Origin of the sequence: Kocuria sp. CPCC 205258, from assembly GCF_040981005.1 — a bacterium.
GTDB lineage: Bacteria > Actinomycetota > Actinomycetes > Actinomycetales > Micrococcaceae > Kocuria > Kocuria rosea.
This window is the reverse complement of record NZ_JAVKPS010000011.1, coordinates 1-14,516: the sequence shown is the minus strand read 5'-3', so window position 1 is coordinate 14,516 and position 14,516 is coordinate 1. Positions and strand designations below refer to the sequence as shown.

General features: G+C 74.8%; 10 protein-coding genes. 3 read left to right on the top strand and 7 right to left on the bottom strand.

The annotated features are described in order from the left end of the window. Positions 1–131: 131 nt before the first annotated feature. The 3 genes from RF644_RS15520 to RF644_RS15510 all read left to right on the top strand — a co-directional run bounded on the left by RF644_RS15520 (position 132) and on the right by RF644_RS15510 (position 2,012). Positions 132–773, top strand: coding sequence for a 5-formyltetrahydrofolate cyclo-ligase (locus RF644_RS15520; RefSeq protein WP_368797159.1), 642 nt, complete (start codon positions 132–134; stop codon positions 771–773). A 63-nt stretch (positions 774–836) separates the two neighbouring features. Continuing rightward, entirely contained in the window at positions 837–1,163 is a 327-nt protein-coding gene (locus RF644_RS15515; protein ID WP_368797158.1) for an FmdB family zinc ribbon protein, read from the top strand. A 129-nt stretch (positions 1,164–1,292) separates the two neighbouring features. Beyond that, positions 1,293–2,012 carry an SAF domain-containing protein gene (locus tag RF644_RS15510; protein WP_368797157.1) on the top strand — a complete coding sequence of 240 codons (720 nt, stop codon included), beginning with the start codon at positions 1,293–1,295 and terminating at the stop codon, positions 2,010–2,012. Positions 2,013–2,251: 239 nt separating this feature from the next. Here the strand turns inward: RF644_RS15510 and RF644_RS15505 are convergent, their stop codons facing one another. The 7 genes from RF644_RS15505 to RF644_RS15475 form a co-directional block, all read right to left on the bottom strand. After that, positions 2,252–6,046, bottom strand: a complete 3,795-nt coding sequence (locus RF644_RS15505) for a hypothetical protein (RefSeq protein ID WP_368797156.1) — start codon at positions 6,044–6,046, stop codon at positions 2,252–2,254. A gap of 132 nt (positions 6,047–6,178) precedes the next feature. Then, the gene (guaA, locus tag RF644_RS15500; RefSeq protein WP_368797155.1) at positions 6,179–7,786 is read right to left on the bottom strand and encodes a glutamine-hydrolyzing GMP synthase; all 1,608 of its coding nucleotides are present in this window, start codon (positions 7,784–7,786) and stop codon (positions 6,179–6,181) included. Between the two features lie 23 nt (positions 7,787–7,809). Then, on the bottom strand, positions 7,810–8,394 hold the full coding sequence (locus RF644_RS15495) for a DUF3817 domain-containing protein (RefSeq protein WP_368797154.1): 585 nt from the start codon (positions 8,392–8,394) through the stop codon (positions 7,810–7,812). After that, entirely contained in the window at positions 8,387–9,361 is a 975-nt protein-coding gene (locus tag RF644_RS15490) for an SURF1 family cytochrome oxidase biogenesis protein (RefSeq protein WP_368797153.1), read from the bottom strand. The genes RF644_RS15495 and RF644_RS15490 overlap by 8 nt, the downstream gene beginning before the upstream one ends. Before the next feature lie 121 nt (positions 9,362–9,482). Beyond that, the gene (locus RF644_RS15485; RefSeq protein ID WP_017833353.1) at positions 9,483–10,604 is read right to left on the bottom strand and encodes a GuaB3 family IMP dehydrogenase-related protein; all 1,122 of its coding nucleotides are present in this window, start codon (positions 10,602–10,604) and stop codon (positions 9,483–9,485) included. A gap of 34 nt (positions 10,605–10,638) precedes the next feature. After that, positions 10,639–12,201 (bottom strand): IMP dehydrogenase, encoded by a 1,563-nt coding sequence (gene guaB, locus RF644_RS15480; protein WP_368797152.1) that lies wholly within the window; start codon positions 12,199–12,201, stop codon positions 10,639–10,641. A gap of 42 nt (positions 12,202–12,243) precedes the next feature. Next, on the bottom strand, positions 12,244–14,343 hold the full coding sequence (locus RF644_RS15475) for an acyltransferase family protein (protein ID WP_368797151.1): 2,100 nt from the start codon (positions 14,341–14,343) through the stop codon (positions 12,244–12,246). Positions 14,344–14,516 lie beyond the last annotated feature (173 nt).

The following is a 14,516-nucleotide window of genomic DNA, read 5'->3' as shown; positions in this document are numbered from 1 at the left end:
CCAGCGGATTCCCGCCCGGGCACGCTTGCCCGCCGCGGTGGTGCGCGGCTAGCCTCGCACCACCGGCCCGGCAGGGCCGGTGCGTCCGGGCGCCTCCCGGGCCGAGCGTCGGACGAGGAGCGGACACGACGATGACCGACCCGCGCGGTCCCGCCGAGGCCAAGGCCCGGTTGCGCCGGCAGCTGGTGGCGGCCCGCGCGCGGCGCTCCCGGGCCGCTCGCGAGCACGCCGCCGTGGCCTTCGACCGGCACCTGGCGGAGCTGCTGGCCGACCGCCCGCACCTCGACGTCGCCGCGTACCTGCCGCTGGCCACGGAGCCGCCCCTCGAGCCCGCCCTCGTCACGGCCCACCACCGCGGCCACCGGATCTGGGTGCCCGTGTGCGAGCCCGGGCGCCGGCTCTCGTGGGCGCGGTGGACGCCGGACACCCCCGAGCGGTCCGGCGGCGCGGGCGGACTGCGCGAGCCCGTGGGCGCCCGCCACGGCGCGGAGGTGATGCACGCGGTGGGTCTGCTGCTGGTGCCCGCGCTCGCCGTGGCGCCCGGCGGCGCGCGGCTGGGCTTCGGCGGCGGCTACTACGACCGCTTCCTCGCCACGCTGCCGCGCACGGCGCACCCGGAGCTGCGCACCGTGGTGTGCGTCTTCGCCGACGAGGTCCTCCCAGCCGGGTCCGTGCCGGTCGAGGAGCTCGACGCCCCCGTGCCGCTGGCCCTCACGGAGAACGGGACCGTGCGGCTGGAGGGGCCCGCCGGTCCGGCGCGGGGAACACGGTAGAATCGGCAGTCGACCCCTTCGAGTGCCAGCGAGCGCGCTCGTCGACCCTTCCCAGGAGGACCCATGCCCGTCTACGCCTACGCCTGCAAGGACTGCGGCCACGCGTTCGACATCCGCCAGTCGTTCAGCGAGGACGCCCTGACCGTCTGCCCGGAGTGCGACGGGGGCCTGCGCAAGAAGTTCAACACGGTGGGCGTGGTGTTCAAGGGCTCCGGCTTCTACCGCAACGACTCGCGCTCCGGCGGCGCGGACTCGGGCGCCTCCACGTCCTCCGCGCCCTCCACCGCCGAGCCGGCGGCGGCCCCGGCGAAGACCGCGACCCCGGCGACCGCCGGCGCGGGCGCGTCCTCCTCGTCCGCCTCCGCGACCGCGGGCGGGTCCTCCGACTGAGCCGGTCCCCGGACGCCGCCCCGGCGTCCGCACTGCACGGGAGGCTCCTCCCGGGCGGCGCTGCCCGCCCCTCCCCAGGCGGCCCCGGAACGGCGGGCTCCCGGGCACCCGCCCCGTAGCGTGCCCGGCATGAGCCGCCTACCCCGGACCGTCCGACGCCGCTACCCGCTGTCCCTGCACCTGCGCTCGGCGCTGTCCCGGCGCCGCCGGCTGGTGGCCGCGCTGCTCCTCGGGCTCGCGGCGGCCCTGGTGGTCCTGCGGCTCGGCCCGCCCCAGACCAGGACGGTGCCGGTGGTCACCGCCGCCGAGGCGCTGCCCGCGGGCACGGTGGTCACCCCGGAACGGCTCGCGGTGGCCGCCTATCCCCACGGGCTGGCGCCGGAGGGCGCCGTGGCCGACCCCGCGGAGCTGTCCGGGCGCGTCCTGGCGGGCGCCGCGGGCCCCGGGCAGCCGCTGACGGAGACCGCGCTCGTGGGCCCGGGCCTGCTGACGGGACAGGGCGGGGGCGTCACGGCGGTGACGCTGCGCATCGACGACCCCGGTGTGCTGCGGCACGTGCGCGCGGGCGACCACGTGGACGTCGTCCACCTGCCCGACGGCGCCGCGCCGGACGGGCGTCAGGTCCTGGGCCGGGGCCTGCCCGTGCTGTGGGTCTCCTCCGCGGGCCCCGGCGGGGACGGCGGTCTGCTCGCCGGGCCCGGCGCCTCCGAGGAGGAGGAGGGACTGCTGGTGGTGGGAGCCCCGCACGAAGGCGCCGCGCAGCTCGCGGGCGCGGGCGGCACCGGGCGCACCACCGTGGTCCTCGTCCCGGCGCCGGTCAGTCCCAGTGCGGAGGCCGCTGGGCCCTGAGCCAGTCCTCGTGGGCCCGATCGGAGGCCTCGTCCGCCCGGTCCTCGTCCGTCCCGGGCGCCCGCCCGTCCAGGCCGGGCAGGCGCGGCTCCGCCCCGGTGGACGTGCCGTCGGTGAACGTGCCCCCGGTGGCACGCCGCGGCCCGCGCCGGCGGGGACGCGGGGCGGCTGGCACGTCCCGCCCGGGGGCGCGGTCCGGCTCGGCGGGCCCGGGGGCCCCGCCGGGCGCCGGGCCCGGCTCAGCCGGCACGGTCACCCCGCTGCGGGGCGGCGGGCAGGCCGAGATAGCGCCGGATCAGCTCGGCGACGGTGTCCGGGTCGGTGAAGACCTCGATGGTCCACAGCGTGAGGTAGTTCCAGCCGGTGCGCTCGAGCTGCTGGGGCCGCAGCCGCGAGCGCTCCCGCACGGACAGGGCGGCGTTCTCCGGCGAGCCGTCGGACTGCCCGGCCACAGGGATCCGCAGCGGCCGGTCCTCGGCACGGGCGCGGCCCGGGACCACGGCCCCCGCGGACAGCGACTCCGTGCAGGCCCAGGCGACCAGGTCGAGGACGCCCGCGTAGTCCAGCCGCACCGAGGCCCCGCGCTCCACCAGCCGGCGGGCGAGGTCGACCACCAGGGCGTCGTCGTGGGTGTCCCGGGCCTTCTCCTCCCCCGGCGGCGGGCCGCCGAGGTGCGCGGCGAGCACACGGGCGAAGTCGCGCGCGCCGTGCTGGAGGCCCTTGCCCTCCATCTCCCCCGGGTGCAGGGAGGTCACGATGCGGGTGCTGTGTCGGGCCCGGGTCATGCCGAGCACGAAGTGCTGGCGGCCGTGCCGCTCCGACAGCGCCCCGAGGTACGGCACGGTGCGCCCGTTGGCCGTCTTGCCGAAGCCCAGCGAGAAGATGACGGTGTCCCGCACGATGCCCGCCGCCCGGTGCAGGTCGACCACCCGGAAGGACTCGGGGCCCGGGGCGAAGAAGGCCGCGGCGGCGGGCTCCTCGCGCATCCGCTGCCGGACGGACTGCGCGATCCGCGCGGCGTGCACCGCGCTGGCCGTGACCACGGCCAGGGACCGGCGCGGGTGGCGCGCGGCGTGCTCGAAGACGAGCTCCACGACGCGCCGCACCTCGGCGGCGGGCGCCTGGATGCCCTCGATCCCGGCGGTCAGGGCGCCCACGCCGTCCGGGACGTACTCGACGTCGAGGACGGGGGTGGCCCCGGTGACGGACTCACCGTGCGGGAGCCTGCTCAGGCGCCCGCCGTAGAACTGCTCGTTGAGGTGGCGGAAGACCTGCTCGTCCATGGACCGGTACACGGTCCGCAGCGTCCGCTCCGGCACCACGCGGGAGAGGGCGTCGAAGGCGCTGTCCACCTCGACCACCGGCTGGGCGCCCGGGGCGGGGACCGCGGTGGGCGCCACCGTGAACGGCTGCGGGCGGCCCAGGTGCGGGTCCCCGAACGCGATGACCTGCCGGCACCGGGTCAGCGCCGGCAGCACCGCCGCGAGCGGGGAGCTCTCGGCGTCCAGCACCACCACGGCGTCGAAGTCGTGGTCCTCGGGCAGCGCCGCGGAGAGCACCAGGGGGCTGGCCGTCCAGACGGGCACCAGCGAGCCGATCAGCTCGCCCGCCGAGGCGCTGACCTCCTCGAGCGGGGCGGCCCCGGCCCGGAGCATGCGGCGCAGGGCTGCCGCCGCGCGCGGGGAGCGCCGGACGGTGCGCTGCCAGCGGTCGGCGAGTTCCCAGAGGAGCCGGCCGGCCCCGGAGGCCACGTGCGCCGCGTCGGCGCGGCGGAACACGGACTCGACCTTGCGCAGGGTGTGCCCCTCCGGCATCGCCAGGAAGTCGTCGCCGGTGATCATGGCCTCGAGCGTGGACTGCCACCACGCGAGGTCGAACTCCCCGGGGACCTCCGCGCGGGGCACGGTGCGCCGGACGAGGTCGTCCACGAGCTCGCCGAGGCCCTGGCCGCGCAGCTCGTCGAGCAGGACGGTGCGCTCGGGCAGCACGGCGAGGTTCTCCTCGTCGTTGATGAGCCCGTCCAGGGTCTCGCGCAGCCGGTCGATCGGCAGCCCCAGGAGGTCGGCGCCGGTGGACGATCCCTCGAGGGCGATGGCCAGGCCCTCGAGGTCCTCCACGAAGCGGGCCTGCACGGCCGCGAGCTCCTCGACCCGCTCGGAGACGACCGGGTGCGTGGACGAGGTGGCCCACTCCCGCCACCGCTCCCGCTCCGACTGCACGCGCAGCAGGGCGGCGTGCAGGTCCGAGAGGTGCACCCCGTGCCGGATGTACTCCTTCGCGGCCTTGCGCAGCCGTGAGCGCTGCAGCCCGGTCATCTCGATGCCGTGCTCCCGCCGCCAGCCGGACCCGGCGGTCGCGGCGACCAGGTCCGTCACGGGCCGGTCGTAGATGTCGGGCGTGAAGCGGGTCAGGGAGTCCTGGACCTCCTGCAGCAGCCGCAGCTGCCGGCCCCACTCGGGCACGGTCGTGCCGCCGCGCAGCCCGCTGGTGGCCAGGACGTGCCGCATCCCGGTCTCGAGGGTGGTGAGCTCCAGGAGGAGGGACTGGGCCAGCCGGTGCGCCTGCCGGGCCTCGTCCTCGTTGACCAGGCGCGCCCCGGTCCAGGGCCCGGCCAGGGTCCCGGCGTCGAAGGCCCCGAGCTCGGCGGCGCGCTCGAGCCGGGCGACGGCGTCGCCGCGCTCCGTGACGGCGTCGAGCACGGAGCGCGGGAACCGCACGGCCGTGGCGGGCGCCGGCCGGCGGGAGGTCAGCTCGGCGAGCGCCTGCACGGCCCGGTACGGGGAGACGGACCACCGGGGCCGCACGGTGTGCAGGGACCGCACGTGCTCGGCGAGCTGGTCCCGGCTGGTGCGCAGCGTCTCGTGCAGCTCGGCGAGGTCCGGGCGCTCGGCGCGCTCGTTGCGGGCCACCGCCCGGACGAGCTGCTGGGCCACGTCGGCGTCGCTGAGCTGGGAGGACAGCGGCAGGACGGCGGTGCCCAGGCCCAGCCCGTCCATCCGCCGCCCGAACGCGGCGAGCGTGGTGCGCCGCTCGCCCAGGACCAGGACGGTGCGGCCGGCGGCCACGAGGGTGCCCACCGTGTTGACGGCGGTGTCGAGCTGTCCGGTGCCGGGGGCCGCGGTCACCACGAAGGAGTGGCCCTGGGCGGCGAGGTCGAGGACCTCCTGCTGGGGGCCGTCGGCGTCGAGCAGGAGGAGCTCGTCGGCGGGGTGGCGCTGGTCGAGCGGGGGCGCGTCGTCCGTGATCTCCTCGACCTGGGGGATCCGTCCGACCGCGGAGTCCTTGAGCCGGGCGAGGTCCCGGACCACCGCGGTGCGGGCCACGACCGACAGGTCGGCGGGCCGGTCGTGCAGATCGGCGAACGTGGAGACGAGCAGCTTGTGCTCGACGTGCATCCCGGGCACCGCCCCGGCGAGGGTGCGCAGGGTCTCGAGGGCGGGGGCCGGGTCGAGCCGGCGGGTGCCGTAGGCGAGGCGGGCGAGCTCGCCGGAGGTCAGGTCCACGCCGTGGTCCGCGGCCAGCCGGCGGACCATGGCGGGGTTGAGCCGGGCGGGACCGACGAGCTGGAGCTCGAAGTCGTCGAGGTCCGGGCGCGGCTTCAGGGCGAGGGGCGCGAGCAGGACGGGGGCGATCCAGCGGCGCTGTCCGGCGCCGGTCGGGTCGGAGCCCCGGGGCCGGGCGAGCCAGGACGCGGTGCCGGCGGCGAGGTACGCGGCGTCCAGCCCGTGGTTGACCGACAGCTCGTGGGTCTTGGTGCGCAGGGACCGGGCCGCGCGCACGGCGTGCCCGTAGGCCTCGGGGTCGTGCACGATCGTGGACAGGCGGGTGGGGCGGCCCATGAGCAGCTGGGCCTGCCCCGAGGAGTTCGCCTCGGTGAGGTCGATGCAGACGTTGTCGACCTGGTTGAAGTCCAGCAGCGTGTCCGGGCCGGTGTAGGCGTCCATCTGGCGGGTCCAGGGCTGCAGCGAGACGCGCGGGGGCTGCGCCCGGGAGGTGTCCGACTCCTGGGGGGTGCGGTCGGCTCCGATCGACATGGTTCTCCTCCTCCGCCTCGGCCCGGGGGCCGGGCACCGCTCACGCACGGGTCGAGCGGTCCGTGCGGACCGCTCGACCCCGGCTGCTCGTGTACCGCCCGTGCGGGGCGGGCCCTGGGCCCGCCCCCGGGCCTACTCCCACTCGATGGTGCCCGGGGGCTTGGACGTGACGTCCAGGACCACCCGGTTGACCTCTTCGACCTCGTTGGTGATGCGGTTGGAGACGCGGGCCAGCAGGTCGTAGGGCAGGCGCGACCAGTCGGCGGTCATCGCGTCCTCGCTGGACACCGGGCGCAGCACGATGGGGTGCCCGTACGTGCGGCCGTCGCCCTGCACGCCCACCGAGCGCACGTCCGCCAGGAGCACGACCGGCATCTGCCACACCTCGTCGTCGAGCCCGGCGCGGGTCAGCTCCTCGCGGGCGATGGCGTCGGCGCGGCGCAGGACCGCGAGGTTGGCCTCGGTGACCTCCCCGATGATGCGGATGCCCAGCCCGGGGCCGGGGAACGGCTGGCGGCCCACGATCTCGTGGGGCAGGCCGAGCTCGCGCCCCACGGCGCGGACCTCGTCCTTGAACAGCGTGCGCAGCGGCTCCACGAGCTCGAACTGCAGGTCCTCGGGCAGCCCGCCCACGTTGTGGTGGCTCTTGATGTTGGCGGCGCCCTCCCCGCCGCCGGACTCCACGACGTCGGGGTAGAGGGTGCCCTGGACGAGGAAGCGCACGGGCTCGCCCTCCTGGGCGGCGGTCTTGGCGACCTCCTCCGCGGCGGCCTCGAAGGAGCGGATGAACTCCCGGCCGATGATCTTGCGCTTCTGCTCGGGGTCGGTGACGCCGGCGAGCGCGGTGAGGAAGCGCTCCTTCTCCTCGGCCACGTAGAGGTTGACGCCGGTCGCGGCCACGAAGTCCTGCTCGACCTGCTCGGCCTCGCCCTCGCGCAGCAGCCCGTGGTCCACGAACACGCAGGTGAGCTGGTCGCCCACGGCCCGCTGGACCAGGGCGGCGGCGACGGCGGAGTCCACGCCGCCGGAGAGACCGCAGATCACGGACGCGGAGCCGACCTGCGCGCGGATCCGCTGGACGTGCTCCTCGATGATGTTGCCGGTCGACCAGGTGGGTTCGACCCGGGCGCCGTCGAAGAGGAAGTGCTCGAGCACCTGCTGCCCGTGCACGGAGTGCTTGACCTCCGGGTGCCACTGCACGCCGTAGAGCCGGCGGGCGTCGTCGGCGAACGCGGCCACCGGGGTGGTCTCCGTGGAGGCGAGCACCTCGAAGCCGGCGGGGGCCTCGACGACCGAGTCGCCGTGGCTCATCCACACGGTCTGGGTGCCCGGGGAGCCCTCCAGGATGGAGGCCGTGGGACCGCCGACGGCGGTGGCGGTGGTGGCCCCGTACTCGCGGGCGCCGGTGTGCGCGACGGTCCCGCCGAGGGCCTGCGCCATGGCCTGGAAGCCGTAGCAGATGCCCAGGACGGGCACCCCGGCCTCGAAGAGCGCCGCGTCCTGCTGCGGCGCGTCCTCGGCGTAGACGGAGGAGGGGCCGCCCGAGAGGATGATCGCCGCCGGGTTCTTGGCGAGGATCTGCTCGGTCGACCAGGTGTGGGGGACGATCTCGGAATAGACACTGGCCTCGCGGACCCGGCGGGCGATCAGCTGCGCGTACTGCGCGCCGTAGTCGACCACCAGGACCGGGCGCTGCTCCAGATCGGTGCGGGTCTCAGCTGTTTCGGTCACGCCCTCCATCCTAGGCCAGGCGCGGGGAGGGCTCAGTACCGCTTCGCGGCCTTCGGGTTGGCGCGCAGCTCGGCGGTGGTGGAGGCGTGGATCTTGCGCTCCACCACGAAGGACAGGAACGGCACCACGCCGCCCAGGGCCATCACCACGAGCTGCGGGAAGGGCCAGCGCATGAGCGTCCAGATCCGGAAGCAGGAGATGAGGTAGACCACGTAGAACCAGCCGTGCACGATGAGGATCCACGTGGAGATGTTGACCCCGCCCGCGAGGTTCTCGAGCTGGAGGTCCTGCCAGCCGAGGGCCACGGTCTCCCCCGTGGCCCGGTCGGTGCCGCCCGCGACGAGGTCGTAGCCCAGCCCGTAGCGGGTGATCATCTCGGCCACGAGCAGCAGCAGGAAGGTCCCGGAGATCCACGCGCAGACCATGTAGAAGCCCAGGGCCCCGCGGATCTGGGCCTCGGTGCCCCCGAAGCGGCGGCGCGGCTGCAGGGCGGCCGCCCGGCGCGGGACGCGGCCCGGGGAGGCCGCCTCGGCGGGGCGGGCGTCCGGCGGGAGGGAGACCCGCACCCCGTCGGTGCGGTCCTTCGGGGCGGGGGTCGGCTGCGTGGGTTCAGTCATGGTGGGCTCCGGTCCTGTCCTGGGTCCTGTCGTGGGTGCTGGGCTCGCCCGCCCGGGCGCCGGGCTGGTCGTCGAACCAGTAGTACTCCCCCGCCTCGGGGTCGTAGTAGTAGTAGCGCCCGGCCGCCTCGTCGTAGTAGTAGTCGCCCTCGAAGTAGAAGTACTCCTCGGGGTTCTGCTCGCGCTGCCACTCGTCGCGCACGAACCGCCACCAGATGTAGAGGGCGAACCCGGCGAAGACCACCCACTCGACCGCGTAGAAGAGGTTGAGCAGGTTCACGGACTCGTCCGTGGGCTGCTGGTCGATGTCGAGCCGGGACAGCCCCGGGTCCAGCAGCGCGGCGTCCGGGGCGAGGGTCCCGTCCCCGGCGAGCTGGAACGGCGCGGACGCGGGGTTCTCGGCGAAGGCGGCCAGGTACCCGGACCACAGCGGGGCGTCCCAGCGGTTGGTGAGCTGCGCCGGGGACACCGTGCCCACCTGCCCCGCGGGCAGGTCCGCGCCGGGCACCGGGCCCTCGGCGGGCAGATACCGGCCGACGACGTCGACGGCGCCCGCCGGCTCCTCCGGCACGGTGGCGGGGTCGGCGGTCCAGCCGCGGGCCACCGCGAGGGTGAGCTCCCCGCCGGCGTCCGGCCACAGCTGCCCGGTGTCCGGGACGTCGAGGGCGGCGACGGCCCACCAGCCCTCCGTCCCGTCCTGCAGCCGGCCCGGGACCAGGACGGTGGACCCGTCCCGGTAGTCGCCGGTGACGGTGACGAGCTGGTCGGCCTGCGCGGCGGTCACGGGGGCGCCGGCCTCGACGGCCTCGGTGAGCGGGACGGCCACGTCCTTCGCGGGGTCCGCGACCGTGCGGGACTGCTCGCTGGACTCCAGCTGCCACTGGCTCAGCAGCACGAAGCCCACGGCCAGCCCGAGGCTCACGATCAGGGCGAGGATCGAGCGGGGGCGCAGGGCGGTCGTGAGCACCCGTCAAGGCTAGTGCGCCTTCCTGGGCGTTCGCCAGTTGCGGCGAGGGCCCGTGCCGGGCCGGCGGGGCGCGGCACGGGCCCTGCAGGGCTCGGCACGGGCCCCGCGGGGCGGTCGCGGGTCAGCCGCGGATGACCACCTCGGCGCGCTGGAACTCCTTGAGCTCCAGGTACCCGGTGGTGGCCATCGAGCGGCGCAGCGCGCCCACGAGGTTGGAGGTGCCGTCCACGTGGCGGGACGGCCCGAAGAGCACCTCCTCGAGGGGGCCCACGGTGCCCACGCGGGTGCGGAGCCCGCGCGGCAGCTGCCCGTGGTGGGCCTCCGCGCCCCAGTGCCAGCCCTGCCCGGGCGCCTCCTCCGTGCGGGCCAGCGCGGTGCCGAGCATCACGGCGTCCGCGCCCATGGCGAGCGCCTTCACGATGTCCCCGGAGACCCCCACGCCGCCGTCGGCGATGACGTGGACGTAGCGCCCGCCGGACTCGTCGAGGTAGTCCCGGCGGGCGGCCGCGACGTCGGAGATCGCCGTGGCCATGGCCGCGTGGATCCCCAGGGTGTTCTGGATGCGCATGGACGCGCCGCCGCCGAAGCCCACGAGCACGCCGGCCGCGCCCGTGCGCATGAGGTGCAGCGCCGGCGTGTAGCCCGCGGCGCCGCCCACGATGACCGGGACGTCGAGGTCGTAGATGAACTTCTTGAGGTCCAGCGGCTCCTGGTTGCGGGAGACGTGCTCCGCGGAGACCGTGGTCCCGCGGATCACGAAGACGTCCACGCCGGCGTCCAGGACGGTGCGGTAGTGCTCCACCGTGCGCTGCGGCGTCAGGGACCCCGCGACGATGACGCCCGCCTCGCGGATCTGCGCCAGCCGGGCCGTGATCAGCTCCGGCTGGACGGGCGCCTCGTAGAGCTCCTGCATCCGGCGCGTGGACGCCGGGGCGTCCTCGCCGGAGAGCGCCGCGATCTCGTCGAGCACCGGCTGCGGGTCCTCGTAGCGGGTCCACAGCCCCTCGAGGTCCAGCACGCCCAGTCCCCCGGCGCGGCCGAGGGCGATGGCCGTCTCCGGGGACGTCGCCGAGTCCATCGGGGCGCCCAGGAACGGGATGGAGAACCGGTAGGCGTCGATCTGCCAGTCCGTGGACACGTCCCGGGGGTCGCGGGTGCGGCGGGAGGGGACGAGGGCGATCTCGTCCAGGGAGAAGGTGCGGCGGGCGCGTTTGGAGCGGCCGATCTCGATGTCGTAGCTCATGGTGTCCTTTCCGAACGGTGCTGCGGACGGTCGCTCAGCGCTGGTAGTTGGGTGCCTCGACGGTCATCGTGATGTCGTGCGGGTGGGACTCCTTGAGCCCGGCCGGCGTGATCCGCACGAACCGGCCCTGGTGCTTGAGCTCCTGGACGGTGTGGGCGCCCACGTAGAACATCGTCTGGCGCAGGCCGCCGTCGAGCTGGTGGACCACGGCCGAGAGCGGGCCGCGGTACGGGACCTGGCCCTCGATGCCCTCGGGGATGAGCTTCTCGTCGCTGGCGACGTCGGCCTGGAAGTAGCGGTCCTTGGAGTAGGAGGTGTTCTTGCCGCGGGACTGCATGGCCCCCAGCGAGCCCATCCCCCGGTAGGTCTTGAACTGCTTGCCGTTGACGAAGATCAGCTCGCCCGGGGACTCGTCGCAGCCCGCGAGCAGGGACCCGACCATCACGGAGTCCGCGCCGGCCACGAGCGCCTTGCCGATGTCGCCGGAGTACTGCAGGCCGCCGTCGGCGATCAGGGGCACGCCCGCCGGGATCGCCGCCTTCGCAGCCTCGTTGACGGCGGTGATCTGGGGGACGCCCACGCCGGCGATGATGCGGGTGGTGCAGATCGAGCCGGGGCCCACGCCCACCTTCACGGCGTCCGCGCCGGCGTCCACGATGGCCTGCGCGCCGTGGCGGGTGGCCGCCTGCCCGCCGATGACGTCCACGTGAGCGGCGGCGGTCTCCGCCTTGAGCCGGGCGATCATGTCCAGCACGCCCTGGGAGTGCCCGTTGGCGGTGTCGATGAACAGGGCGTCCACGCCGGCCTCGACGAGGGTCATGGCCCGTTCGAAGCCGTCGCCGAAGAAGCCGACGGCGGCGCCGACGCGCAGCCGGCCCTCGTCGTCCTTGGTGGCGTGGGGGTACTGCTCGGCCTTGGTGAAGTCCTTGATCGTGATCAGGCCGGTGAGCCGGCCGGCGTCGTCGACGAGCGGCAGCTTCTCGATCTTGTTGGTCGCCAGGAGCCGGTGCGCGTCGTCCTTCGCCATCCCGACCTTGCCGGTGATGAGCGGCATGGGCGTCATGATCTCGTGCACCCGGCGCCGCGGGAACTCGCTCTCCGGCAGGTACCGGGTGTCGCGGTTGGTGATGATGCCCAGCAGCTTCTGCTCGGCGTCCACGACGGGCAGGCCGGAGACCCGGTAGTAGCCGCAGAGCCGGTCCAGCTCCTCGAGGGTCGCCTCCGGGGAGATGGTGACGGGGTCGGTGATCATCCCGGACTCGCTGCGCTTCACCCGGTCCACGTGCTCGGCCTGGTCCTGGACCGAGAGGTTGCGGTGGATCACGCCGATGCCGCCCTGGCGGGCCATCGCGATCGCCATCGAGGACTCGGTGACGGTGTCCATGGCGGCGGAGAGCAGCGGCACCTCCAGGTCGATGCGCCGGGACAGGCGGGTGCGCGTCGACGCCTCGGACGGGATGACGTCCGTGTTGCCGGGCAGCAGCAGCACGTCGTCGTAGGTCAGCCCGGTGAACCCGAACGGGTCCTCGGACAGGGCGGTGGGGACGGCGGTATCCGACACGGTGGGGCCTTTCAGCTTCGAGGGAGTCGCGATCATTCTACGGGCCGGGTCCCGGCCGGCGGACGGCTGTGGCCGCTCTCACGACCCCGCGGGGAACCAGGCCCCGTCCGCGCGCAGGGCCTCCTCGACGCGCTCCGCGAACAGGGGCGCCAGGCTCCGCACGTACTCGACGGTGAGGTGGTTGTTGTCCCAGTACGTGAACACGTTGCCGATGACCGGGACGCAGGTGCCGTCCGGGCAGATGAGGTCCCCCATGTCGACCATCGTGACCCGCGGCAGCTCGGCCACCGGGGCCAGCGGGCTGTCCGGGCCCAGGACCACGTGGGAGGCGGCGCACTCGGGGGCGTCGGCCCCGTGGTCCGCGGCGCAGCGCGCGGGGACGAAGTCGAACCGGGCGTTGTCGCGCAGGCCGAGGACCTGGATGCCGCGCTCCGCCAGCCCGCGGATGCGCTGCTCCATCCCGGGGGTGAACAGCTCCCGGTCATCGTCCGTGCTGCGGGTGCCCTGCACCAGCACCAGGTCCGGGTCCACGGCCTCCACCACGGCGTCGGTGCCCTCGAGCCAGCGCGTGCACTGCTCGGGGTCGGCCACCTGCTCCTCGGGCAGGGCGTACAGGCAGTTGCCGCGGATGTAGGTGACCACGCGCCAGTCGTTGCGCTCGGCAAGGTGCTCGACGGCCGGGATCCACTGGTGCATGTGGCTGTTGCCGATCACCAGCATCGTGGCGGCGGGATCGGGGTTCGGAACGGTGTCGAAGCACCACTGCCGGAAGCGCTCGCCGACCCCTGTGCCGGGCGGGCAAAGCTCGCCCAGCGGCGGCTTGGCGTACGGCTCCCCGGTGATCACGGGAACGGTCTCGGCGTCCGGGTCGCCCTCGTACCGGAAGCCCGGCAGCAGGGCCGCCGCCCCGGGGTTGTTGCGATCGGCCGACGCCGCGATCTCCACCGCCCGCCGCTCCTCGGCCACCCTGGCCGCGGTCACCGGGACCGCGACCGCGGCCAGGCACACCACGATCACCGCCGCCAGCCGCCACCGGCTGCGCTCGGGCCAGGCCCAGCGCTTGAGCGGGTCCTCGACCAGCCGGGTGGCCAGCACCGCGAGCACCAGGCACACCAGCACGATGGCCACCCCCGACCACGGACCGGCCATCGGCCGGTCCCGCAGCACGAGATAGGTGATCAGCACGGGCCAGTGGATCAGGTACAGCGCGTAGGCCGAGTCCCCCAGCCGCACCAGGGGCGCCGAGGCCAGGATCCGGTCCAGCCCGAAGCGCGACCCGGACTGTCCGGCCACGATGATCGCCGCCGCCGAGAGCAGCGGCCACAGCGCGATCCACCCGGGGAACGCCCCCTGCACGTCGACCAGCACCCCCACCGAGACCATGCTCACCAGCCCGGCCCAGCCCAGGGCCACGCGCACCCTGCGGCCGGGCCGCAGCCAGGGCACCGCGAGGGCCAGCAGGGACCCGAGGGCGAACTCCCACAGCCGGGTGCGGGTGTCGAAGTAGGCGAACTCCTGCTGGACGGCCGTGCTGTGCACCGACCACGCCAGGGAGGCCGCGAAGACCACGCCGAAGACGACCGCCAGCACCGGCACGGGGCTCCACCGGGTCCGCCGGGAGATCAGCCAGGCGGCGGCGAAGATCAGCGGCCACAGCAGGAACACCTGTCCCTGGACCGACAGGGACCAGAAGTGCTGGAACGGCGAGGCGGTCGAGTGGTCGGCGGCGTAGTAGTCCACCGCGTTGAGCGCCAGCGCCCAGTTCTCCGCGTAGAACACCGAGGCCAGCGCCTCGGCGCGCCACTGCCCGGCGTCGTAGGCCGGGTAGAACAGCTCCACCAGCACCAGGGTGCCCAGGATCGTGAGCACCGCCAGGGGCAGCAGCCGCTTGAACACGTGCAGCCAGTACCGCCCGATCGCCAGGGGCCGCCCGGCCTCGAGCTTGCGCACGAAGGAGAGGGTGAGGAAGAACGCCGAGATCAGCAGGAACACGTCCACGCCACCGGACACCCGCCCGAGGAACACGTGGTAGACCACCACGAGCAGCACCGCCACCGCGCGCAGGCCCTGCACCTCGGGACGGAACCCCGAGTACCGTCCTCCCCGCCGCTGCGCCACAGTTCCGCTGTCGGAGGTCCCGGTGGACGGTTGCGGTGCGATGGAGTGCACGGTGGCCACGAGGTACCTCCAGGGACTACGTCGGCGCGGCCGCGGGAGGGCGCCGGGGGGGGGGGGGGGGGGGAAGCGGGGGGGGAGAAGGGGGGGGGGGGGGCGTCTGCTGCCAACTTATCGCACGCCCGGCACCGCGCCGGGACGCCCCGCGGGGCGCCGTCGCCGCCTGACAGCACAGC

Excerpts from the sequence above, each read along its gene's own strand:
- guaA (WP_368797155.1), bottom strand. The coding sequence starts at position 7,786 with ATGGAGGGCGTGACCGAAACAGCTGAGACCCGCACCGATCTGGAGCAG.
- RF644_RS15510 (WP_368797157.1), top strand. The coding sequence starts at position 1,293 with ATGAGCCGCCTACCCCGGACCGTCCGACGCCGCTACCCGCTGTCCCTG.
- RF644_RS15520 (WP_368797159.1), top strand. The coding sequence starts at position 132 with ATGACCGACCCGCGCGGTCCCGCCGAGGCCAAGGCCCGGTTGCGCCGG.
- RF644_RS15485 (WP_017833353.1), bottom strand. The coding sequence starts at position 10,604 with ATGAGCTACGACATCGAGATCGGCCGCTCCAAACGCGCCCGCCGCACC.
- RF644_RS15495 (WP_368797154.1), bottom strand. The coding sequence starts at position 8,394 with ATGACTGAACCCACGCAGCCGACCCCCGCCCCGAAGGACCGCACCGAC.
- guaB (WP_368797152.1), bottom strand. The coding sequence starts at position 12,201 with ATGATCGCGACTCCCTCGAAGCTGAAAGGCCCCACCGTGTCGGATACC.
- RF644_RS15505 (WP_368797156.1), bottom strand. The coding sequence starts at position 6,046 with ATGTCGATCGGAGCCGACCGCACCCCCCAGGAGTCGGACACCTCCCGG.
- RF644_RS15515 (WP_368797158.1), top strand. The coding sequence starts at position 837 with ATGCCCGTCTACGCCTACGCCTGCAAGGACTGCGGCCACGCGTTCGAC.